We start from the raw sequence: 20752 nt of genomic DNA, 5'->3' as shown, positions 1-20752 counted from the left end.
TCTGGACTAACCTCCATTAGTCGCGTTGGGCTATAACCAATGACACACATTTATTTGTAGTAAGGAGCATCAGCACATGCAACTCGGGATTATTGGACTGGGCCGCATGGGCGGCAATATTGCGCGGCGTCTGATGCTCAACGGTCACACCACCGTTGTTTACGACCGCAATACCGCCTTTGTCGACACCCTGGCCGCCGAGGGCGCCACAGGCGTTGCCGATCTGCCTGCGCTGGTCGCCGGCCTGGCCAAGCCACGTGCCGTGTGGGTCATGCTGCCGGCCGGTGCGCCGACCGAAGACACCATCAACACCCTGAGCGATTTGCTGGAAGCCGGCGACACCATCATCGATGGCGGCAACACCAACTATAAGGATGACATTCGCCGGGCCAAGACCCTCGCCGAAAAAGGCCTGCACTACATCGACGTTGGCACCTCCGGCGGCGTCTGGGGCCTGGAGCGCGGTTACTGCATGATGATCGGCGGTGATGCCGAGACCGTGAACCGTCTCGACCCGCTGTTCGCCGCTCTGGCGCCGGGCATGGGCGAGATTCCACGCACCAAGGACCGCAAGTCCGAGGATCACCGCGCCGAACACGGCTACATCCACGCCGGTCCCGCTGGTGCCGGGCACTTCGTGAAGATGATTCACAACGGCATCGAGTACGGCATGATGGCTGCCTTCGCCGAGGGCTTCGACATCCTCAAGACCAAATCCAGCGAACGCCTGCCGGAAGATCAGCGTTTCGACCTGAACGTGGCCGACATCGCTGAAGTCTGGCGTCGTGGCAGCGTCGTTTCCTCCTGGCTGCTCGACCTGACCGCCGACGCGCTGGCCAGCGATCCGAAGCTCGACGGGTTCTCCGGTTCGGTGGCGGACAGCGGCGAAGGTCAATGGACCATCGAAGCGGCCATGGAACAAGCGGTGCCGGTACCGGTGCTGTCCAACTCGCTGTTCTCGCGCTACCGCTCGCGCGGCCAGGGCACGTTTGGCGACAAGATTCTCTCGGCCCAGCGCTTCGGCTTCGGCGGCCACGTGGAGACACCGAAGAAATGACCCATACGATCCGCAGAAAATCCAAGGCAGAACCCGCACCACCGACCACGCTGTTTCTGTTCGGTGCCCACGGCGACCTGGTCAAGCGCTTGCTGATGCCGGCGCTGTACAACCTCAGTCGCGACGGCTTGCTTGACGAAAATCTGCGGATCGTCGGCGTTGATCACAACGCCATTACCGATGAGGCCTTCGCGCAAAAACTCGAAGACTTCATCCGTACCGAAGTGGCGGCGAAGGTCGGCAAGGGCGATCAGATGCTTGATCCGGCCTTGTGGGCCAAGCTCGCCAAAGGTATCAGCTACGTCCAGGGCGATTTCCTGGACGACAGCACTTATTCCGCGCTGGCGGCAAAAATCGCCGACAGCGGCACGGGCAACGCGGTGTTCTACCTGGCCACCGCGCCACGTTTTTTCAGTGAAGTGGTGCGCCGTCTCGGCGCCGCCAAACTGCTCGAAGAAACCCCCGAAGCGTTCAGAAGGGTGGTGATCGAGAAACCGTTCGGTTCCGACCTGCACACTGCCGAAGCCTTGAACGCCTGCCTGCTCAAGGTCATGTCCGAGAAACAGATCTATCGGATCGACCATTATCTGGGCAAGGAAACCGTGCAGAACATTCTGGTCAGCCGGTTCTCCAACAGCTTGTTCGAAGCGTTCTGGAACAACCATTACATCGACCACGTGCAAATCACCGCCGCGGAAACCGTCGGCGTTGAAACCCGTGGCAGTTTTTACGAGCACACCGGTGCGCTGCGCGACATGGTGCCCAACCATCTGTTCCAGTTGTTGGCGATGGTTGCCATGGAGCCGCCGGCCGCGTTTGGCGCTGACGCTGTGCGCGGTGAAAAGGCCAAAGTGGTCGGCGCGATCCGCCCGTGGAGCGTCGAAGAGGCGCGGGCCAATTCGGTACGCGGTCAGTACAGCGCCGGCGAAGTCGATGGCAAAGCGTTGAATGGCTATCGCCAGGAAGCCAACGTGTCGCCTGACAGCAACACCGAAACCTATGTCGCGCTGAAAGTCATGATCGACAACTGGCGCTGGGTGGGCGTGCCGTTCTACCTGCGCACCGGCAAGCGCATGAGCGTGCGCGATACCGAAATCGTCATCTGCTTCAAACCGGCGCCGTATGCGCAGTTCCGCGACACCGAAGTCGATGAACTGCAGCCGACTTATCTGCGTATCCAGATCCAGCCCAACGAAGGCATGTGGTTCGACCTGCTGGCAAAACGGCCGGGACCGGCGTTGAACATGGCCAACATCGAGCTGGGGTTCGCGTACAAGGATTTCTTCGAAATGCAGCCGTCCACCGGTTACGAAACGCTGATCTACGACTGCCTGACCGGCGACCAGACGCTGTTCCAGCGCGCCGACAACATCGAGAACGGCTGGCGCGCGGTGCAACCGTTCCTTGATGCCTGGCAGCAGGACGCGAGCGTGCAGACTTACGCCGCCGGGGAAGACGGTCCACAAGCCGCCAACGATCTGCTGACTCGCGATGGTCGCGTCTGGCATGGTCTGGGATGAGTGAGTCGATCCGTTTTTTATTGAGTGACATGGACGGCACGCTGTTGCTGCCCGATCACAGCCTGAGTCAGCGCACCATCGATGCGGTGCGTTCGCTGCGCGAGGCGGGCGTGTTGTTCAGCCTGGCCACCGGGCGCCCGCCCAAGGCCATGCTGCAGCAGATCGAAGCCTTGGGGGTCGATCTGCCGACCGCCGCCTTCAATGGCGGCACCATCGTCAATCCGGACGGCAGCGTGTTGGTGGCGCATTACCTGCCGGTACCGACGGCGTTGATTGCCCTGGCGTTGTTCGCCGATCAGCCGGAAGTGGAAATCTGGGTGTTCAGCGGTGGCGACTGGCTGCTCAAGGATCCGCACGGGCCGATGGTGCCGCGCGAACAGCACGGCCTCGGTTATCCGCCGGTGGTGGTCGAGAGTTTCGAGCCGTTTCTGGAGCGCATCGACAAGATCGTCGCGACCAGCAACAACACGGATTTGCTGATTGAACTTGAGGCGCGCCTGCTGCCCAAGGTCAACGGCATGGCTCAGGTGTCGCGTTCGCAGCCGGTTTATCTGGACGTGACGGCGCTGGAGGCCAACAAGGGCACCGCGCTGTCGACGATTGCTGCGCATCTGGGCATCCCGCTGGTGCAGACGGCGGCGATTGGCGATGGCGGTAACGACCCGGCGATGTTCCATTGCGCGGGATTGTCGATAGCCATGGGGCAGGCGGAGGAGGCGGTCAAGCGGCAGGCTGACGTGGTGACCGCGCCAAACACCGAAGATGGCGTAGCCCTGGCGATCGAGAAGTACATCCTCCCGTAACGCTTGTAGGAGCTGCTGCAGGCTGCGATCTTTTGATCTTGTTTTTTATGCAGCAAGATCAACAGATCGCAGCCTTCGGCAGCTCCTGCATGAGGTTGTTGTCAGAGCCAGTAGCTGACGGCGTACCAGCCCAGCAAGCCCATCACCACGGTGTACGGCAATGCCATCCACACCATGCGCCCGTACGACAGGCGTACCAGTGGGGCAATCGCCGAGGTCAGCAGGAACAGGAACGCAGCCTGACCGTTTGGCGTCGCCACGCTCGGCAGGTTGGTGCCGGTGTTGATCGCGATGGCCAGGGTCTCGAAATGCTCGCGGCTCATGTGCCCGGACAGGAAGGCCTGTTTCACTTCGGTGATGTAGATCGTGGCGACGAACACGTTATCGCTGATCGCCGAGAGCAGACCGTTGGCAATGAACAGCATGCCCGGCTGTTGATCCGCCGGCAGTGCCAGCACCCATTGGATCAACGGGGCAAACAGCTGTTGATCATGAATCACTGCCACCACGGCAAAGAACACCACCAGCAACGCGGTGAACGGCATGGCGTCCTTGAATGCGTTGCCCAGACGGTGTTCGTCGGTGATGCCGGTAAACGCGGTGATCAACACGATCACCATCAGGCCGATCAAGCCGACTTCGGCAACGTGAAACGCCAGGCAGCCGATCAGAATCAACGCAGCAGTGCCTTGCACCAGCAGCGCGGCACGCTGACGTGGAGTGCGTTCGGCGTCATCTTCGGCGGCGTAGTTAGCCAGTACAGTACGCACGTTGTCCGGCAACAGGGTGCCGTAGCCAAACCAGCGCAGTTTTTCCAGCAGTACGCAGGTTGCCAGCCCCGCCACCAGCACCGGCAACGAGACCGGTGCGACTTTCTGGAAGAACGCCGCGAAGTGCCACCCCATCTCATGGCCGATCAACAGGTTCTGCGGTTCGCCCACCAAGGTGCAGACGCCGCCAAGTGCGGTGCCCACAGCGCCATGCATCAGCAGGCTGCGCAGAAACGCCCGAAACTGTTCCAGGTCGTCATGGTGCAGCACCGGCAAGTGTCGGTCGTCGCTGAATTCACTGTCCTGACGCGGATCGTTGCCCGAGGCCACACGGTGGTAAACCGAATAGAAGCCGACGGCGGCGCTGATGATCACCGCCGTCACGGTCAGGGCATCGAGAAACGCCGACAGAAACGCCGAGAGGAAGCAGAACATCAGCGCCAGAATCGCCTTGGAGCGTACGCCCAGCAGCAGCCGCGAGAACAGAAACAGCAGCAGATCCTTCATGAAGTAAATGCCTGCGACCATGAACATCAGCAGCAGGATCACCGGGAAGTTGTGCACCAACTCATCGTATAGCGCCTGCGGCGTGGTCATCTTCAGCAGCAGGGCTTCAATCAACAACAAGCCGCCGGGCATCAACGGATAGCACTTGAGGGCCATGGCCAGAGTGAAAATGAATTCGATCACCAGCAGCCAGCCAGCGGCGACCGGGCCGACGGTAAATAGCACCACGGCATTGAGGATCAGGAACCCGACGATGCACGCCTTGTACCAGCGGGGCGAATGCCCGAGGAAATTATGCGCGAAGGCCTGGGCCAGTGAACCGGACATCGGTTGCTCCTTGTATTAAGAAGCGCGCAAAGTGCCGCAAGTGACTGGCAAGTTCAAGTCTCGGGGGATTATTGATTCAGATAGCGGGCAACCATGGCCCGGTAGTTGCCGTCCAGAGAATAGCCGCCGACCAGGATGTGTCCGTCGGCCTGCACCGCCAGTGAGTTGGCGATATCCAGGCTGCGTCCCAGTCGCGTGCGCAACCAGCCGTGGCCGTTACCGAACTCGCGGTCGAGTTGACCGTCGGCCAGATAGCGCGCGACGATGAAATCGGCCTCGATACCGCCAATCGTCGCGCCCACCGCGATGATGCGGCCATCGGTCATGCACTGCGCCGCGCTCCACTGGCAGCCACTGGGGCCGATCTCCAGCAGATGCGGGTGGCCGGCATTGTTGCGCAACTCCGGGCGACCGTTGGGGTGCAGGCTCAGCGCCATGCAGCGGATCGGGTCGCGGCTGCTGCCAAAGCAGTGCAGGTGTTCCATCGAATGCAGCACCTGACTGACCATCGCGCTTTGTCCGTGGGCCTTGAAGGCGAGGAAACCGTCCACCGCGAAGCGCTCATCCAGACGTCCGTCAGGTAGATAACGTGCCACCAGACCTTCCTGAGGAAAGTCGATGGCGCCGGCAACGATGATGCGCCCATCCTCTTGCAGCAGCAGGCTGTTGAGCCAGGTGTTGAGCAGCAGGTGACGGATCATCACGAATCCACGGCCATTGAAGCCGGGATCGAGGGTGCCGTTTGGAGTCAGACGAATCAGCATGCCGGCATGGTCGGCCAATTCGAAGTGGTGATTGGCGATCAACAGAATGTGCCCGTCGTCCTGCACCGCGAAGTCGCATGCTTCGGCCCCCGGCACGCCGGGCGGAAGCCAGCTATCCCGAGAGCCGACGGACAGGTCACCCGGCAGGCGCACGACTTGTCGACCATTGTCGCCAAACGATGGGTCGGGCAAGCCGTCAGCCGTGAATCGGGCGAAGGCGGGCAGGGTGCGGTGAGCGTTCTCATAATGCAGACCGGCCAGCAGAATGCGTCCGTCTGGCAACACTTGCACCTTTGCGCCCATGGCTTCGAATCCGGGGGCGAATTCGCCGATCACACTGCCTTGAGCGCCGAAGCCGAGATCGGCAGAACCGTCGGGAAGCATTCGCGCCAGCCCAAAACGGCTGCCATCGGCAGTGCCAATCTTGGCAGCCACCAACACCCGGCCTTGTGAATCCAGAGCCAGGCCTTGAGTCATGCTCGACACGCTGCCGGCGAAATACACTTGAGCAATGCCGAAGTGGGCAAAATCTCTGTCGAGTTGCCCGGCGTTAGTCTTTGGCGGCGGGAGCGCAATGGCGTTCTCGGGGGACATGCATGCTTCTCCTTGCAAGTTGACCAGGTCCGAATCGGGCGGGTAACTGCATGAGCGAAACATTCAATCCCTGAATACGCCGAAGTACAACTGACATAACTAACAGGTGGAGGGTCGCACTGTGCCAGAACAGTGTCTTTTTGAACCAAATGAAAGCCTGCCAAGCAGTGTCGCCTGACGCTTTAAGGAAAGTTGTACAAAAGTACTGGAGATAAACAGCAACAGATCAATAAAAAGAGCGGGGCGGACGACTGGAAGTCGTCCGCATTACCTTCTGATCAGTGCGGCATCGACCACGATTGCAACAGGTAACCTTCTTCGCTGAGTTCGGCGCGTGCCTGCTGCAGCAGTTGTTCCAGTTGCGCCGGATCGGAGTAAGCGCTGCTTGGAATCTGCTTGCGGCCGATGTGCGAGTTGGTACGGTCGATGACGGTCAGGTTCAGTTCGCCGTTGCCGTCTTGTGGGGCCCAGGCCACGCACTGGAAAGGTTTAAATGCGTGGTTGGCAATCAAAAGAGCTTCGTTGATACGGAGCGGGGCGGTCATGGGGTCTTCTCTCTGTCGTGCCCAATCAAGTGATGTGCCGTCGGTTGGGCTTACCGTTCGGCTGGTTACTTGTACTGATGCACGCAACCCCGAAGCAGGTCACACACGAAACGGAGAAATTTCAACTTTATTGCTTATGCTCAAGATTTCGACAGTTTTTGAAAGCCTGGCGAAAGAGAGCAACTCGATAGCTAACTAATAACCCGGCTTCTTATAACTCTTTAGCTTGTACGCCTATAAGCAATCGATACAAGCCCCTGTCAATTTCTTGCTAATGTTACAGTCGGGTCTGCCAAATGACTGTTTTTACAATAATTTCCTTAAATTTGGCGCCAAGGAACAGTCATGATCGAAGCGCCAGCGTTACGACGTTTATTGGTAGTCGACCCCTGTGACGACTGCCACCGCCTGTTACCCGGATTGCGCGCGGTCGGCTGGGATGTCGACAGCTGTACCTTGGAAAATGCCGCCGATCGGCCATGCGACGTCGGCCTGCTCAGACTGCAACCTTTTCACCTCGAGCGCCCGGAAGCCGTCAAGGAACTGATAAGCCGCAGCGGCACCGAGTGGATCGCGGTGTTGAATCAGGAGGTCCTGCGGTTGCAGAACGTTGGCGACTTCGTCTGCGAATGGTTTTTCGATTTCCATACATTGCCGTTCGATGTCTCGCGGGTCCAGGTGACCCTTGGGCGCGCGTTCGGCATGGCGCGCTTGCGTGGACAAGGCACGATTCATGTCGATCAGCCGGAACACGAGTTGCTCGGCGACAGCAAGCCGATCCGCGAACTGCGAAAACTGTTGAGCAAACTGGCGCCGACCGAGTCCCCGGTACTGATTCGCGGTGAAAGCGGTACCGGCAAAGAACTGGTTGCGCGCACGCTGCACCGCCAGTCCCAGCGCCACAGCAAGCCGTTTGTGGCGATCAATTGCGGGGCGATTCCCGAACACTTGATTCAGTCCGAACTGTTTGGCCACGAAAAAGGTGCCTTTACCGGTGCCCATCAGCGCAAGGTCGGGCGCATCGAAGCGGCCAACGGTGGCACGCTGTTTCTCGATGAAATCGGTGATTTGCCGCTGGAGTTGCAGGCCAACCTCCTGCGTTTCCTGCAGGAGAAACACATTGAGCGTGTCGGTGGCAGCCAGCCGATTCCGGTGGATGTGCGCGTCCTCGCGGCCACCCACGTCGACCTGGAAGCCGCCATCGAGAAAAAACGTTTTCGCGAAGACCTGTATTACCGTCTCAATGTGCTGCAAGTGGTGACCGCGCCATTACGCGAGCGACACGGTGATCTGTCGATGCTGGCCAACCACTTTTCTCATTTCTACAGTCATGAAACCGGCCGCCGTCCACGCAGCTTCAGCGAGGATGCGTTGATCGCCATGGGCAAGCACGACTGGCCGGGTAACGTGCGCGAGCTGGCCAATCGCGTGCGACGGGGTCTGGTGCTGGCGGAGGGGCGGCAAATTGAAGCCCGGGATCTGGGGTTGATCAGTCAGCACTCAATCGCCACGCCGATGGGCACGCTTGAAGACTACAAGACCCGGGCCGAACGCCAGGCCTTGTGCGATGTATTGAACCGGCACAGCGACAACCTCAGCGTCGCAGCGAAAGTGCTTGGGGTCTCCCGGCCAACGTTTTATCGCCTGCTGCACAAACATCAGATTCGCTAGAAACCAAAGATCAAAAGATCGCAGCCTGCGGCAGCTCCTACAGTTGTAATCCCTGTAGGAGCTGCCGCAGGCTGCGATCTTTCGCGTTAGAAGTAGTACGGGAATTTCAGGCTGAAGGAGAAGTCCGGGGCATCCGGGGTCATGCCGATCGACAGGTTGGGTACGATGGTCAGGTTGTCCGTGGCGGCAATGGTCATGCCGACGTTGAAGTAACCCGCGTTGGCGTCACTGGACACCACCGATTGCCAATCCCCGCCATCGGGTTTGAGTTTGCTGCGGCGTTGCACCAGATCAGACATCGAAAACGACATACTCATCTTTTCGTTGAGTGCAAACGCGATACCGGCGCCGATCTGGAAGCTGTCGCCAATGCTGACCTTGCCTGGCGTTTTCTGATTGACGGTGGCACTGATGTCGTCGAACGACTCCTCCAGGTTGTGGGTGTAGGACAGGCTGCCGAACAACACGGCCGGGTCGAACGTCTTGACCAGCGAAACCCCGGGGGTGATCGACCAGACGCCGTTACCGGTGGGCAAGGTATCAGGCACGAACAGGTTGGAGTTGGCATCGGTCTGGCGCAATTTGATCCCGAACGGATCCTTGCCGGTTGGCGCCTTGACTCGCAGGGTGACCACGGCGTCCGGGGTGTTGACCGACTCGTCGAGGAACTTGTAGGCGATACCGAAGTTGACGTCGCCGATGGTTGGATCACGCGAAACATCCTGTTCCGTCGTGACGTTCGACGCACCACCGTTGCCGCCGCCGGACTGGTAGGTCGACTCGCGGTAGACCACCGGTACGTTGACGTCGAACTGCCAGCGGTTGTCGAAGTTGTAGCGGCCGGTCAGGTCCAGCGTCCAGGTGTCGGCCTTGATCCGGTCGAGGTTGATGTTGCCCAGAAAGATCGAGTCCAGTGCGAGGAAGCCGTTGAGAATCAGCTGCCGGGTGTCGTAACGCGAGTAGGTCACACCGGTTTCAAAGCTGAACTTGCCACCACCGAAGAAGCCGCTGGCCTCGTCGTAGAGGTTGGACACACTCTGTGCCGGTTGCGAATCGTCGGCCAGCGACTGGCCGTAAGACGCGCCACTGCCCCCTGCTGCGCCCCCCGACGCTGCTGCCGCCCCAGTCCCGGGCGCGCCGGTGCTGGTAGCGACTCTTGGATTGCCTTTCATGTCAGACGGCGACTTGGCCAGCCGTTTGGGTTGCGGCGCTGCCGGTTGATCTTCAACCTGACGGACCCGTTGTTCGAGCACCGCCAGGGCCTTTTGTTGTACTTCGTATCGTTGCTTCAGCTCCAGAAGTTCCTGTTTCAGGGTCTCCACATCTGCGTCGGGTGCTGCTTGCAGCATCGCCGCAGGTAGAAGAGTACTCAGACATACAGCGGCACGCAGTGATACTGATCGATACATGAATAAGCCGTCCCTTTAAGCCCAATGATCGAGACTCAGCGTAGTTCAATATCCGATATTGCGTAGTGCCCTGAGTTGAGTCAGGTTGCAGTCCAGTGCGCCGGGGCTGATGCCGTTATTATTAAGTACAACATTGAGTTGGGTCATGTTGTTGACCACGTTGGCGCTGCCCAGCAGGCGTGTGTTCTGCAGCAGGCCGCCCTGGGCGATTTGTTGCAGGGCAGTGCCCTGATTTCCCGAGGCCTGGATCGCCATTTGCACGCCACTGCTGCTGGCCGAAACGGCGACGTTGCCAGCGGCATTGCTGGCACCGATGGTTTGCCCGGCGATCAGGGCCTGGCCTTGTGCAGGGGCCAGTGGAGGAGGGGTGTTGGCCTCTTTTACGTTGATCGCCACGTTGTTGTTGGCGGTGTTGCCGTCGCCGGCGGCGCGTACGCTTTGGGTTACGCCCTGGCTGCTGTTGAGTGCCGCACCACCAATGACATTGCCAGTACCCGGCGTCGGGGTGCTGCCGTTGCCCTGTTCCTTGATGGTCGAGACATAAAATTCCGGTTTGATCGTGGCGGCCTGGATTTGCATCGACGTCGCAGCGCCGATCAGATCACCGCTGGCGTTGCGCCAGGTACTGCTCATGACAATGCCGAAGCTGATGATCCGCCCCGGCATGACGTAACGACCTCGAAGCTGTGACAGCTCCTGATCCTGGATTTCGATAGGTTTGAACCCTGCATTGGCATAGCCTGACGCGCTCGCTGCCAGGCAGGCGGCGGCCAGCCAGTATGAGGTTTTCATCTGCTGCTCCCGGGACATCCAGCCCCATTCTTTATAATCGGCGATTAAAAGAAGTCGCTCTGTATGAACCCGAAGTCCATCAATTCAGCATCTTTGACAGGGTTGAAGTTATCCAGCTTGTTCTTGGCCGTCAGCGGGGTCGGTGGTGAGCGCAATGCATTGGTTTTGTCATAACCGGGGCCGACGATGGCGAAGACGATGCCGTTCCAACCTTTGACAAAGTCATCATGGGTGTAGCGTTTGTGGCCTAAGACGGGATCTCCGATGTAAACCCAATCCTTGTCCGAACGCTGCAGTACCACGAAATGCTTGTAGCCGCGAATTTCCAACAGTACCACCACCGGGATTGTGACTGCGTCGAGCTTCTCCGGTGGAATCTTGTAACCCCTGGCGCGCATGCCGATGCTTTCTACGTAGCGCTTCATGTCCAGCATGGAAAAACCCTGAGTGCGAACAAGGTCCTGGTCGGCGTTGACCAGCATGCCTTTGATGATGTGCTCCTCATCGACGTCGAGCCAATAGGCCTGGCGCAATACCGTGGCCAGTGCGGCGGCGCCGCAGCTGAAATCGGTTTTCTGTTCGACAATGTCGGCAAACTTGCGCTCACGGATACTTTGCACGTTTTTGTAGACGAGTACGCCGCCGGGCAGGGCAGCGACGGGCATCTGGGCAGCCTGGGTCAGGCCGGACAGGCAAAGCAGGGCGATAAAGGCAGTCTTACGCATGATCGATACGCCTTTGCGGACTGAGGAAAAGCCCCGTTTCCGGGGCTTTCGTTTCGATCGCGATTACATGCAGGCTTTGCAACCTGCAGCGATGGACAGCGAGTTGCTTTGTTGGTTGCCCACACCGGAGGCGTTGTTGAAGCCACCGTTGCCCGACCAGTTGTTGCCTACGTTGGTCATGCTGGCAGTGTTGGTGACAGGGTTTTTCCAGCCGTCTGGGGTCAGCACTTGTTGAGTGGTCACACCCGCCAGGCCGAAGGCACCGACAGCTTCGAAGGTAGCTTTTTGATCTTTGCTACCGCCATTGCCGCCATGGCCTCTGTCGTCATTGCCGTAACCGCCACCGCCGTGGCTGTCACCCTTGATGGTAGCTTCGCCCACGGCGCCGAACACGCCGACGGCGGCGACGGTGCCAGTGAGGGTATCTTTCTTGAAGGTCTGAGTGCCGTTGTTGCCGACTTGCAGACCGGTAGTGCTTTGGTTGGCAGCGGCAGCGGCTTGCGCTACACGGCCACCGGACACAGCGATTGCCAGGTTGTTTTTCTGTTGGTTGAAGTTGCCGGCAGCGTTGTTCACGCCAATATTACCCGAGCCACTGTTGCCGACATTGTTCATGTTAGCGTTGTTGGTGGCGGAGTAGTTGCTAACGGCGTTGTTGCTGTTGACTTGAGTGGCGCTGGAAGCGGACACCGCAGAGCCGAAGATGAAGCTTTCGTCGGCAGTTGCCAGTGCAGCGGCGTTGTCTTGCTGGTTGCCGTCACCGGCCACGTTGTTTGCGCCGACGTTACCGTTGGCGCCGTTGAGCGAGCCGCTGATGCCGGCGTTGTTTTGAGTGCCCTGGTTCAGGACGGTGTTGTCGGCATTGTTCTGCACGTCGAGTACTGCGGCACCGGCACCTGCGCCGATTTGCAGCAGTTCTTCCAGGGTAGGGCCTTTTGGTGGAGGAGGGTTGTGACCGTGACTACCATTGTTACCATGATCATTACCGCCTGCTTGAGCCGCCATTGCCATTACTGCTGCAAGTGCGAAAACCAGTGGTTTGAGAGCCATTGTAGTTTTCATGGTGTTTCTCCATCGTGCTTATTAGTTGGTTAAGTGTTGGTACTTTCTAATTGCACTGCTTTTGTTGTTTGGGTCAGTCAGCGACCCGGATGCTCAGGGTGTTAGCCATACGGTTCCCCACCCCGGCACTCTGGTTCACCTGGATTACCCCTCGGCTGCCGGTGAAGGCCTGATCACTTGTCGTGACCTGGCGACTGCCGGGTGAGGTACCAGTTGCTCCTGAGCTCGGTAAAAGCGCCACGTTCTGTTGCGACAGGGCGCTGTCGTCAACGCTTTGCGGGGCAGCACTGATGCTGACGCGCGTCACGTTGGCCATCTGGTTGTTGGCCCCGGCACCCTGGTTCACGCCCAGGATTCCGTTGCCATTACTGAAAGAGGTGCCGCCAATGGTGGCGCTGGCGTTCATCGACGGGTTGGCTGGGGTATCCAGCTTTTGCCTGACGATGGTTGTGGCGCTAGCGTTGGTGCCGATGGCGATCGCTTTGGTATTGGTCTGTTGCATCTGGTCGCCAGCGGCCTGGTTGACGTTGAAGTTGCCGCGGTACTGCACACCGGTGTCCTGAATGTCGGCGTTGTTGACTGACCCGGGCTCGGCGGCCATGGCGCTGGCGCAGCCGAAGAGAGCAAGCAGCAGCAGGGAATGATTCATCTCATTGACCTCCAGCCATGCGGGTCAGCGGTGCCAGACCGGTACTCAACGAGCGATTGATCGTGTTGGAGATCGTGCCGCCACCGCCGCCACCATGACCGGCACTCATGCCTGGCAGGCCGTTGGGGTTGGTGAGCACATTCATGCCGGGCATGTCCGAGTTCGGCGTGATCATGTTGCTGCGGATCGAAGCGCCACTGGCGACACTGGCGAACTCACCGTCACTGAGTTCGGTGCTGGTCATCGCTTGATGGATTCGATCGGAAGGGTTGGCATTGACCGTGGTGGGATAGGGGTCTTTGCCACCGCTGCGTCCGATTGGAATGGGCTGGACGTCGCGGTTGAGAACGATCACGCCATTGCCTTCGGCCTGAACGTTGAAACTGATGAAAGTGCTGGCGGCTGATCCAATCAGCAGAAGGCAGGTCAGGCCTTTATTGAAATTCCCCACGGCGGCAATTCCTTCTTCAGTGGGCTGGCTCTTGTCAGCGTTGGGAAGGAGAGAGCGAAAGCTGTGCCGCTTTTGAGTTGTTGTTGATTTTCAACGGGTTGGCGATGGGCCGCGCAGGGTTGATACAGAAGCTGTTTCAACGCTGAAACAGTCGTGCAGACGCCCACAGGTTGCATGGCGGCGCAAAGCTCTGGGACAAGGGTTTGCCGGGGACTGTTTCACTGGCGAAACAGATGTCCTGACAAAATGATGAAGGCCATTGAACTGGCCGCTTTGCGCGCAGGGAGGTGTTTCAGGAATGGACACTTTCGTCCTGAATGGAGCTATTCGATGGATCCATCAGCCAATAACCGGGCGACGGCTTCAAAGGTCTGAACGCGGCGTTGATCCCAATCGCCCTGAATGATCTGCAACGGCTGCTTGTGCTGTTCCAGCCAGTCGCGGGTGGCCTGAAAGAACGCCAGGCGTTCGCTCAGTTGGGGCTGGCAACGTTGGCCGTCGTCGGTCCAGTCGATCTGCTTCGGGGACAACAGCAGGTGCAAGTCGTAATGCCGCGCCAGCAGCTGGGGCTCCAGCCATGTCGGACAGTCGCCGAACAGGGTACGGCTCCACAGGATGTTGCTCAGCAAATGGGTGTCGAGAATCAGTAACTGCGGTTGCTGCGTCCGCGCCTGATCTTCCCACTGCAACTGCCCGCGAGCGATAGCGGGGATGTCGTCGAGGCAGGTATCACGAGGGTTTTGCTCGATGAACCAGCGCACGTATTCGTCCACCCGCAGGCCGCCGAAGTGCTCCTGTAGGCCAGCGGCCAGCCAGCTCTTGCCGGTGGATTCCGGGCCGGTGAGGACAACCACCTTCATCGCTGCAACGCCGGATCGGCGCGCCATTCTCGCCAGCCTTGCACCGCAATCAGGGTGAACAGGGCATACAGCGCGGCGGTGAGGTACAGGCCCTTGTAAAGAAACAGGCCGACGAAAATCACATCCAGCACGAACCACAGCGCCCAGCATTGCAGGCGTTTCTGCGCCATCCAGAGTTGTGCGACGAGGCTGAAAGCAGTCAGTGCGGCATCAAGCCATGGCTGTGCGGCGTCGGTCCAGTGCGCCATGGCCGCGCCCAGCAGCAGGCTGCCCAGTGCGCCCACACTCAGACCGAGCAGGATCGAGCGCCGATCCAGACGCGTGACGTCGCGTCCGTCATGCATTGTCCCGGCGCGGGTCCATTGCCACCAGCCGTAGACTTGCAGCGCGGCGTAAATCACTTGCAGCAACATGTCCGAGTACAGCTTCACGTCATAGAAAATCCAGCTGTACAGCAACACCATGACCAGGCCGATCGGCCAGCACCATGGATTCTGTTTGACCGTCAGCCACACGGCAATCACACCGAGGGCGGCGGCAAACAGTTCAAGCCCGGACATGGGGGTTCCTTGAGGGAGTTGAGGAGGGAGCGGATTGTACCCAAAAACCTGTGGGAGCGAGCCTTGCCGATTTTGACGGGGCACCTGGCCCACCTGTGGGAGCGAGCTTGCTCGCGAAAGCGTTTTATCAGTAACGACTCTATCGACTGACACCAAGCCTTCGCGAGCAAGCTCGCTCCCACAGAGGGGGTTAGGTCAGACGCGGAACTGGCGCAGAAGCTGGTTCAGCTGTTCACTCAATTGTGCCAGCTTCACGCTCGCCGCACTTGACTGCTCCGCCGCCAGCGCAGTGCTGTGAGACAGGCCGGCCGCCTGTGTGACGTTCTGGTTGATGTCCTCGACCACATGCGCCTGTTGCAGCGTCGCGCTGGCAATCGAGGCGTTCAGACCGTTGAGATTACGCAGCGCCTGGCCGATGGCATTCAGGCTCGCGCCGGCCAGTCCCGCCTGCTCGATGGTCAGTTGCGAGGCCTTGCTGCTGTCACCGATGACCTTCACGGCCGCTTCGGAATGGTTCTGCAGGCGCTCGATCATGGTCTGTATTTCCGCCGTCGACTTTTGCGTGCGCTGCGCCAGCAGTCGCACTTCATCGGCCACCACCGCAAAGCCCCGGCCCTGTTCACCGGCACGGGCCGCTTCGATGGCCGCGTTGAGGGCCAGCAAGTTGGTCTGCTCGGCAATCGAGCGGATCACCTCCAGCACACTGCCGATCTGCGTGCTTTCGGCGGCGAGGGTGCGGATCACTTCGACCGCCTGGTCAATGGTGCCGGACAGTCTGTCGATCTGTTGCAGGCTGCCGTCGATGTTGATCTGGCCCTGCTGCGCCTGGGCTTCGGCATCGCGCATTTCAGCGGCAGCATGCTCGGCATTCTTCGCCACATCCTGCACGCCGTAGGTGACTTCGTTGATCGCGGTCGCCACCAGCTCCATCTGCTGCGATTGCTGCTGGCTGCGTTGTTGGGCCTGGGTCGCATCGTTGCCCAGTTCGCTGGACGATTGGCCCAGGGCGCTGGCCGAGATCTGCAGGTCACCGATGACCCGGCGCAGCTTGGCGGTGAAGGCGTTGAAGTGATGCGCCAGCTGTGTGACTTCGTCTTGGCCATGGGTATCGAGGCTGCGCGTCAGGTCACTTTCGCCGCTGGCGATATTGGCCATGGCGTTCACGGTTTCCTGCAACGGACGCACGATGCTGCGGGCAATCAAGATCACCAGCAGGGCCATGATCAGCGCAATCGCCAGGCCGATTACCGAAGCCTTGATCAACTGACCGCGAAACTCGCTCTGCACATCATCGACGTAAACCCCGGAACCAAGGATCCAGCCCCACGGCTCGAACAGTTTTACATAGGACGTCTTCGCGACCGGTTCGCTGGCGCCGGGCTTCGGCCAGCGGTAATCGACCATGCCCGCGCCTTTGCTTTTGGCGATCGCGACCATCTCGTTGAATACCGCAAAACCGTCCGGATCGCGGATCGCCGAGAGGTTCTGGCCTTCGAGTTTGGGGTTGGTCGGGTGCATGACCATCACGGGGGTGAGGTCGTTGATCCAGAAGTAGTCGCTCTGGTCGTAGCGCAGTCCGCGAATGGCGGTCAGTGCCTGCTTCTGTGCGGCGTCGCGGGTGAGGGTGCCGGCGGTTTCCAGGTCGTGGTAGTAGCTCAGCAAGCCGCTCGCGGTCTGCACCACGTGCTGGGTTTTCTGCGCCTTGGCGTGGTAGAGGTCATCGTGGATCTGCTTGAGCATCAACACACCCAAGGTCAACAACATGACCACGGCCACAATCAAAATGAGCCACAAGCGTCGGCTGATCGACACACTGCGCAAGCTGTTCATAACGCTGCCACTCCGATTTCTTTTTCTTGTAATAAATCAACGCCAGCATCCAACCACGTTTGAGTGGTCGGGCATACGCGACCCAAGTCGTATAACGCCGCAGCACTATTAAGGCTTGTCTGTTAGGATTTCGGCCCCGCGCGCGAAAACCTGAATCCAAGTTGATATTTCACGGAATTTTGACCGTTTCGTGTGGATGCTGTGCGCGCGGAATCGGTACAGCAATAAACAGCTACGCTGATCGCAGTGAACGTAAAAATATTATCGGGGCATGCCAGCGTGCATCGCTCTTTGGGGGACTGATGGATCTTTGGATCGCCTTGCAGGCACTGATTCTTGGAGTTGTAGAGGGGCTGACGGAGTTTTTGCCCATTTCCAGTACCGGACACCAGATCATTGTTGCCGACTTGCTCGACTTCGGCGGCGAACGGGCCATGGCGTTCAACATCATTATTCAGCTCGGCGCGATCCTCGCGGTGGTCTGGGAGTTTCGTCGCAAGATTCTCGATGTGGTGATTGGCTTGCCGACCCAGCCGAGTGCACGGCGTTTTACCGCCAACCTGCTGATCGCGTTTCTGCCGGCGGTGGTGCTGGGGGTGATTTTTGCCGACCTGATTCACCAGTACCTGTTCAACCCGATCACCGTCGCGACCGCACTGGTGGTGGGCGGCGTGATCATGTTGTGGGCAGAGCGCCGCCAGCATGAAGTGCACGCCGAAAGCGTGGACGAGATCACTTGGAAAGACGCGCTGAAGGTCGGGTTCGCCCAATGTCTGGCGATGATTCCCGGCACCTCGCGTTCCGGTTCGACGATTATCGGTGGTCTGCTGTTTGGACTGTCGCGCAAGACCGCGACCGAGTTCTCGTTCTTCCTGGCGATGCCGACCATGGTCGGTGCGGCGGTGTACTCCGGTTACAAGTATCGCCACCTGTTCGTGCCGGCGGATTTTCCGGTATTCGCCATCGGCTTCATCACGGCGTTTATCTTTGCCATGATTGCCGTGCGCGGTCTGCTCAAGTTTATCGCCAGCCACAGCTACGCGGCGTTTGCCTGGTACCGGATCGTCTTCGGTCTGGTGATTCTGGCGACCTGGCAGTTCGGCTGGGTGGACTGGTCGGCGGCCAAACCATGAGTGATTCCCGCGCACGCCGCCCGGATGGACGCCCGTCCGGCGGCGGCATTCAGCATCTGAAACTGAAACTGGCGGTGCTGCTGATTGTCTGCACGCTGCCGCTGTTCGGCTCGCTGTCGATGTGGCTGCGCGGCATCTCGCTGGTGCCGTTGACGGCTTATGGGGTCGTCAGTGTGCTGGCGTTTTTCATGTACTGGGCAGACAAGCGCAAGGCCCGCACCGATGCCTGGCGCACGCCGGAGAACATCCTGCATGCGCTGGAACTGGCCGGCGGCTGGCCCGGCGCGCTGATCGCCCAACAGGTATTCCGGCACAAGACGCGCAAGGTGTCGTTTCAGATTCTGTTCTGGGTGATTGTGGCGCTGCATCAGGTGTTCTGGATCGATCAGTTGTTTCTGGGTTCGAACCTGCTGTCACTCTTCTGAATCACCGCAAATCCCCCTGTAGGAGCTGCCGCAGGCTGCGATCTTTTGACTTTGATCGTTGAAAAAGCAAGATCAAAAGATCGCAGCCTGCGGCAGCTCCTACAGAGGCGGGTTTAGAGCAGTAATCCGATTTGAGTTTTTTTGGGCAATTTGCCCACCACCAACTGATGCGAACGCGTCAGCAATCCTTGCAGTTCCTCGGCGCCCAGCGGGTAGGGCGGGTGCATGATGATCCACTGTGCCCGCGCCAGATAAGGCGCCGGGTGAATACCCGGACGGTCGCAATGGCCGAGAAACAGGTCCTTGTCGACCTTGAACGCCAATGAATCCCCGCGCAGCCCTTGCAGGGCAAACATCTTGTTGCCGGCAATCGAGAACACCCGCACGCCGCCCCATTTGTAATCCTCCCGCGCGCCCGGCAAGGCCAGGCAGAAGGCGGCGACATCCGCTTCGTTCATCTTTCCCTTGCTCATAACAGCCGCTCCCCGCACGCATTGAACGATTCGACCAGATGGTCGATCCACGCCCGCACCGCCGGCATCACCCCGCGCCGGTGCGGATACACCGCCTGCAACCAGCCGCCGGGCAACGACCACTCGGGCAACAGTTGCACCAGCGCGCCGCTTTCAAGATCGGCTTCGCAATACATCATCGGCAACAAGGTGAAGCCCTGGCCGGCGAGCACGCAGGCTTTGCGCACGATAAAGTCATCGATGCCCAGGCGCGCTTCCATATTCAGCTCGACGCTATTGCCTTGCTGATCAAGCAAACGCACGTGGACCATGCGGTCGGCTTCCAGCGCCCCAAGTACCGGCAGGTTTTTCAGATCCTGCGGGTGGGCAATGGTCTTGCCTTCGACAAAGGCCGGGCTGGCCACCACCACCATTTGCGCCTGCCGCAGACGGCGGGTGACCAGCAATGGATCCTCATCGCCGAGTTCACGTACGCGCAGCGCCACGTCGAAGCCCTCGGCGACCAGATCCACGCGGCGGTTGAGCAGCACCACCTCCAGCTGCACCTGGGGGAATTTGCCCAGAAATTCGCTGATTACCCATGGCAACATTTCTCGCGCCAGCCCGGTCGGACACGATACCCGCAAGCGCCCGCGCGGTTCACTGGACATGCTGGCAACGGCTTCGTCGGCCATCTCCGCTTCCAGCAACATCGCCTGACAGTGGCGCAGATAGCGTTCGCCGACAGCGGTCAGATTCAACTGGCGCGTGGTGCGCTGCAGCAGGCGTGCGCCCAGGCGTTCTTCGAGTTCAGCGATTCGCCGCGACAACCGCGACTTGGGAATGCCCAGTAAGCGGCCGGCTGCCGCAAAGCCACCGGCCTCGACCACCTTGGCGAAATAGTACAGATCGTTGAGATCCTGCATGAAAAGTCCACCGTTCTATCAGTGGGACGAACTATCGCATTGTCGGCGGCTAATCAGCTATTGGTTTCTTCCGTAGGATTGTCTCCATTCCGTCGCCGCCGGCGATTCTTTCCAGGAGATTCCACATGAAACTGCTGCACATCGATTCGAGCATTCTGGGCGACAACTCCGCTTCCCGTCAGCTGAGCAGCCAGGTCGTCAAAGCCTGGCAAGCCGCAGAACCTGCGGCCGTGGTCACCTACCGCGACCTGGCCGCCGACGCCATCAGCCACTTCTCGTCGACCACTCTGGTGGCTGCCGGTACCACCGCTGAACTGCGCGACGCCGCGCAACAGCACGAAGCCGAGCTGAGCGCTTCGACCCTGGCTGAATTCATCGCTGCCGACGCCATCGTCATCGCCGCGCCGATGTACAACTTCACCGTGCCGACCCAGCTCAAGGCCTGGATCGACCGCGTCGCCGTTGCCGGCCAGACTTTCCGCTACACCGAAGCCGGCCCTGAAGGCCTGTGCGGTGGCAAGAAAGTGGTGATCGTCTCCACCTCCGGTGGCATCCATGCCGGTCAGGCGAGCGGCATCGCCCACGAAGAATATTTGAAGCTGGTTCTCGGTTTCCTCGGCATCACCGACATCGAAATCGTCCGTGCCGAAGGTCTGGCCTACGGTGATGAAGTGCGCAACAACGCAATGAGCGCCGCTCAGGCGAAGATCGCCGAGCAACTGTTCGCCGCTGCGTAAGCATTGCGTAAAGACCAGCTGCCGTTCAGGTAGCGCCTCAAAAAACTCTGTATTCTGGTTCTGCAAGGGCCAGGTGCGGAGTTTTTTGTTTCAGACTGTTGCATAATCTGGCCCGGGTTATGCAGTCAAACGATCAACGTCTGAGTGCAACGCCACGCCGGATCACCGAACCTCAGGGTTACG

At 59.6% G+C, this 20752-nt stretch carries 21 protein-coding genes; 7 read left to right on the top strand and 14 right to left on the bottom strand.

Going from position 1 to position 20752, the window contains the following annotated elements; all coding sequences use genetic code 11:
- Positions 1-52 precede the first annotated feature (52 nt).
- The 3 genes from gnd to B1722_RS03740 are packed head-to-tail and all read left to right on the top strand — an operon-like array spanning position 53 to position 3380.
- Positions 53-1057 (top strand): phosphogluconate dehydrogenase (NAD(+)-dependent, decarboxylating), encoded by a 1005-nt coding sequence (gene gnd / locus B1722_RS03750; RefSeq protein WP_305809626.1) that lies wholly within the window; start codon positions 53-55, stop codon positions 1055-1057.
- Positions 1054-2577 carry a glucose-6-phosphate dehydrogenase gene (gene zwf, locus B1722_RS03745; RefSeq protein ID WP_041064450.1) on the top strand — a complete coding sequence of 508 codons (1524 nt, stop codon included), beginning with the start codon at positions 1054-1056 and terminating at the stop codon, positions 2575-2577. Before gnd ends, zwf begins: the two co-directional genes overlap by 4 nt.
- Entirely contained in the window at positions 2574-3380 is an 807-nt protein-coding gene (locus tag B1722_RS03740; RefSeq protein WP_041064449.1) for a Cof-type HAD-IIB family hydrolase, read from the top strand. The genes zwf and B1722_RS03740 overlap by 4 nt, the downstream gene beginning before the upstream one ends.
- 101 nt (positions 3381-3481) lie before the next feature.
- Here B1722_RS03740 and nhaB read toward each other — a convergent pair whose 3' ends face one another.
- From nhaB to B1722_RS03725, 3 genes are all read right to left on the bottom strand, one after another.
- The gene (gene nhaB / locus B1722_RS03735) at positions 3482-4984 is read right to left on the bottom strand and encodes a sodium/proton antiporter NhaB (protein ID WP_086791407.1); all 1503 of its coding nucleotides are present in this window, start codon (positions 4982-4984) and stop codon (positions 3482-3484) included.
- Between the two features lie 68 nt (positions 4985-5052).
- Positions 5053-6342: a hypothetical protein gene (locus B1722_RS03730; protein ID WP_041064447.1), complete on the bottom strand. Its 1290-nt coding sequence runs from the start codon at positions 6340-6342 to the stop codon at positions 5053-5055.
- Positions 6343-6620: 278 nt separating this feature from the next.
- Positions 6621-6887 carry a hypothetical protein gene (locus tag B1722_RS03725; protein ID WP_041064446.1) on the bottom strand — a complete coding sequence of 89 codons (267 nt, stop codon included), beginning with the start codon at positions 6885-6887 and terminating at the stop codon, positions 6621-6623.
- Positions 6888-7232: 345 nt separating this feature from the next.
- On the opposite strand from B1722_RS03725, the gene B1722_RS03720 reads away from it, so the two are divergent.
- Positions 7233-8558, top strand: coding sequence for a sigma-54 dependent transcriptional regulator (locus B1722_RS03720; RefSeq protein ID WP_041064445.1), 1326 nt, complete (start codon positions 7233-7235; stop codon positions 8556-8558).
- Between the two features lie 86 nt (positions 8559-8644).
- Here the strand turns inward: B1722_RS03720 and B1722_RS03715 are convergent, their stop codons facing one another.
- From B1722_RS03715 to B1722_RS03675, 9 genes are all read right to left on the bottom strand, one after another.
- Positions 8645-9967 (bottom strand): hypothetical protein, encoded by a 1323-nt coding sequence (locus B1722_RS03715; RefSeq protein WP_041064443.1) that lies wholly within the window; start codon positions 9965-9967, stop codon positions 8645-8647.
- Between the two features lie 45 nt (positions 9968-10012).
- Entirely contained in the window at positions 10013-10759 is a 747-nt protein-coding gene (locus tag B1722_RS03710) for a hypothetical protein (protein ID WP_041064441.1), read from the bottom strand.
- Positions 10760-10803: 44 nt separating this feature from the next.
- Entirely contained in the window at positions 10804-11484 is a 681-nt protein-coding gene (locus B1722_RS03705) for a C39 family peptidase (protein WP_041064439.1), read from the bottom strand.
- Positions 11485-11547: 63 nt separating this feature from the next.
- Positions 11548-12546 (bottom strand): heme utilization protein, encoded by a 999-nt coding sequence (locus B1722_RS03700; RefSeq protein ID WP_086791405.1) that lies wholly within the window; start codon positions 12544-12546, stop codon positions 11548-11550.
- 73 nt (positions 12547-12619) lie between these two features.
- On the bottom strand, positions 12620-13195 hold the full coding sequence (locus tag B1722_RS03695) for an adhesin (protein WP_086791403.1): 576 nt from the start codon (positions 13193-13195) through the stop codon (positions 12620-12622).
- Between the two features lies 1 nt (position 13196).
- The gene (locus tag B1722_RS03690) at positions 13197-13646 is read right to left on the bottom strand and encodes a hypothetical protein (protein ID WP_041064432.1); all 450 of its coding nucleotides are present in this window, start codon (positions 13644-13646) and stop codon (positions 13197-13199) included.
- Positions 13647-13969: 323 nt separating this feature from the next.
- On the bottom strand, positions 13970-14506 hold the full coding sequence (locus tag B1722_RS03685) for an AAA family ATPase (RefSeq protein ID WP_086791401.1): 537 nt from the start codon (positions 14504-14506) through the stop codon (positions 13970-13972).
- The gene (pnuC, locus tag B1722_RS03680) at positions 14503-15066 is read right to left on the bottom strand and encodes a nicotinamide riboside transporter PnuC (protein WP_041064427.1); all 564 of its coding nucleotides are present in this window, start codon (positions 15064-15066) and stop codon (positions 14503-14505) included. The genes B1722_RS03685 and pnuC overlap by 4 nt, the downstream gene beginning before the upstream one ends.
- 195 nt (positions 15067-15261) lie before the next feature.
- On the bottom strand, positions 15262-16896 hold the full coding sequence (locus B1722_RS03675; RefSeq protein WP_086791399.1) for a methyl-accepting chemotaxis protein: 1635 nt from the start codon (positions 16894-16896) through the stop codon (positions 15262-15264).
- Positions 16897-17198: 302 nt separating this feature from the next.
- Between B1722_RS03675 and B1722_RS03670 the strand changes: the two genes are divergently transcribed.
- Together B1722_RS03670 and B1722_RS03665 are read left to right on the top strand one after the other, a co-directional pair.
- Complete coding sequence (locus B1722_RS03670; protein WP_041064421.1) at positions 17199-18029, top strand: undecaprenyl-diphosphate phosphatase; 831 nt, start codon at positions 17199-17201, stop codon at positions 18027-18029.
- Positions 18026-18454 carry a DUF1294 domain-containing protein gene (locus B1722_RS03665; protein WP_086791396.1) on the top strand — a complete coding sequence of 143 codons (429 nt, stop codon included), beginning with the start codon at positions 18026-18028 and terminating at the stop codon, positions 18452-18454. Before B1722_RS03670 ends, B1722_RS03665 begins: the two co-directional genes overlap by 4 nt.
- Before the next feature lie 113 nt (positions 18455-18567).
- Here B1722_RS03665 and B1722_RS03660 read toward each other — a convergent pair whose 3' ends face one another.
- Together B1722_RS03660 and B1722_RS03655 are read right to left on the bottom strand one after the other, a co-directional pair.
- A complete protein-coding gene (locus B1722_RS03660) occupies positions 18568-18927 on the bottom strand; it encodes an MmcQ/YjbR family DNA-binding protein (protein WP_041064415.1) in 360 nt (119 codons plus the stop codon).
- Positions 18924-19832: a LysR substrate-binding domain-containing protein gene (locus B1722_RS03655; RefSeq protein WP_047294719.1), complete on the bottom strand. Its 909-nt coding sequence runs from the start codon at positions 19830-19832 to the stop codon at positions 18924-18926. Before B1722_RS03655 ends, B1722_RS03660 begins: the two co-directional genes overlap by 4 nt.
- Positions 19833-19957: 125 nt before the next feature.
- Between B1722_RS03655 and B1722_RS03650 the strand changes: the two genes are divergently transcribed.
- On the top strand, positions 19958-20569 hold the full coding sequence (locus B1722_RS03650; RefSeq protein WP_041064409.1) for an FMN-dependent NADH-azoreductase: 612 nt from the start codon (positions 19958-19960) through the stop codon (positions 20567-20569).
- The last annotated feature ends 183 nt before the right edge of the window (positions 20570-20752 follow it).

Origin of the sequence: Pseudomonas sp. SCPG-7 (genome assembly GCF_002156405.1) — a bacterium.
Taxonomy (GTDB): domain Bacteria; phylum Pseudomonadota; class Gammaproteobacteria; order Pseudomonadales; family Pseudomonadaceae; genus Aquipseudomonas; species Aquipseudomonas parakoreensis.
The sequence above is the reverse complement of the archived record's forward strand: the minus strand, read 5'-3'. Positions and strand labels throughout refer to the sequence as shown.

Excerpts from the sequence above, each read along its gene's own strand:
- zwf (WP_041064450.1), top strand. The coding sequence starts at position 1,054 with ATGACCCATACGATCCGCAGAAAATCCAAGGCAGAACCCGCACCACCG.
- B1722_RS03740 (WP_041064449.1), top strand. The coding sequence starts at position 2,574 with ATGAGTGAGTCGATCCGTTTTTTATTGAGTGACATGGACGGCACGCTG.
- nhaB (WP_086791407.1), bottom strand. The coding sequence starts at position 4,984 with ATGTCCGGTTCACTGGCCCAGGCCTTCGCGCATAATTTCCTCGGGCAT.
- B1722_RS03730 (WP_041064447.1), bottom strand. The coding sequence starts at position 6,342 with ATGTCCCCCGAGAACGCCATTGCGCTCCCGCCGCCAAAGACTAACGCC.
- B1722_RS03725 (WP_041064446.1), bottom strand. The coding sequence starts at position 6,887 with ATGACCGCCCCGCTCCGTATCAACGAAGCTCTTTTGATTGCCAACCAC.
- B1722_RS03720 (WP_041064445.1), top strand. The coding sequence starts at position 7,233 with ATGATCGAAGCGCCAGCGTTACGACGTTTATTGGTAGTCGACCCCTGT.
- B1722_RS03715 (WP_041064443.1), bottom strand. The coding sequence starts at position 9,967 with ATGTATCGATCAGTATCACTGCGTGCCGCTGTATGTCTGAGTACTCTT.
- B1722_RS03710 (WP_041064441.1), bottom strand. The coding sequence starts at position 10,759 with ATGAAAACCTCATACTGGCTGGCCGCCGCCTGCCTGGCAGCGAGCGCG.
- B1722_RS03705 (WP_041064439.1), bottom strand. The coding sequence starts at position 11,484 with ATGCGTAAGACTGCCTTTATCGCCCTGCTTTGCCTGTCCGGCCTGACC.
- B1722_RS03700 (WP_086791405.1), bottom strand. The coding sequence starts at position 12,546 with ATGAAAACTACAATGGCTCTCAAACCACTGGTTTTCGCACTTGCAGCA.
- B1722_RS03695 (WP_086791403.1), bottom strand. The coding sequence starts at position 13,195 with ATGAATCATTCCCTGCTGCTGCTTGCTCTCTTCGGCTGCGCCAGCGCC.
- B1722_RS03685 (WP_086791401.1), bottom strand. The coding sequence starts at position 14,506 with ATGAAGGTGGTTGTCCTCACCGGCCCGGAATCCACCGGCAAGAGCTGG.
- pnuC (WP_041064427.1), bottom strand. The coding sequence starts at position 15,066 with ATGTCCGGGCTTGAACTGTTTGCCGCCGCCCTCGGTGTGATTGCCGTG.
- B1722_RS03675 (WP_086791399.1), bottom strand. The coding sequence starts at position 16,896 with ATGAACAGCTTGCGCAGTGTGTCGATCAGCCGACGCTTGTGGCTCATT.
- B1722_RS03670 (WP_041064421.1), top strand. The coding sequence starts at position 17,199 with ATGGATCTTTGGATCGCCTTGCAGGCACTGATTCTTGGAGTTGTAGAG.
- B1722_RS03665 (WP_086791396.1), top strand. The coding sequence starts at position 18,026 with ATGAGTGATTCCCGCGCACGCCGCCCGGATGGACGCCCGTCCGGCGGC.
- B1722_RS03660 (WP_041064415.1), bottom strand. The coding sequence starts at position 18,927 with ATGAGCAAGGGAAAGATGAACGAAGCGGATGTCGCCGCCTTCTGCCTG.
- B1722_RS03655 (WP_047294719.1), bottom strand. The coding sequence starts at position 19,832 with ATGCAGGATCTCAACGATCTGTACTATTTCGCCAAGGTGGTCGAGGCC.
- B1722_RS03650 (WP_041064409.1), top strand. The coding sequence starts at position 19,958 with ATGAAACTGCTGCACATCGATTCGAGCATTCTGGGCGACAACTCCGCT.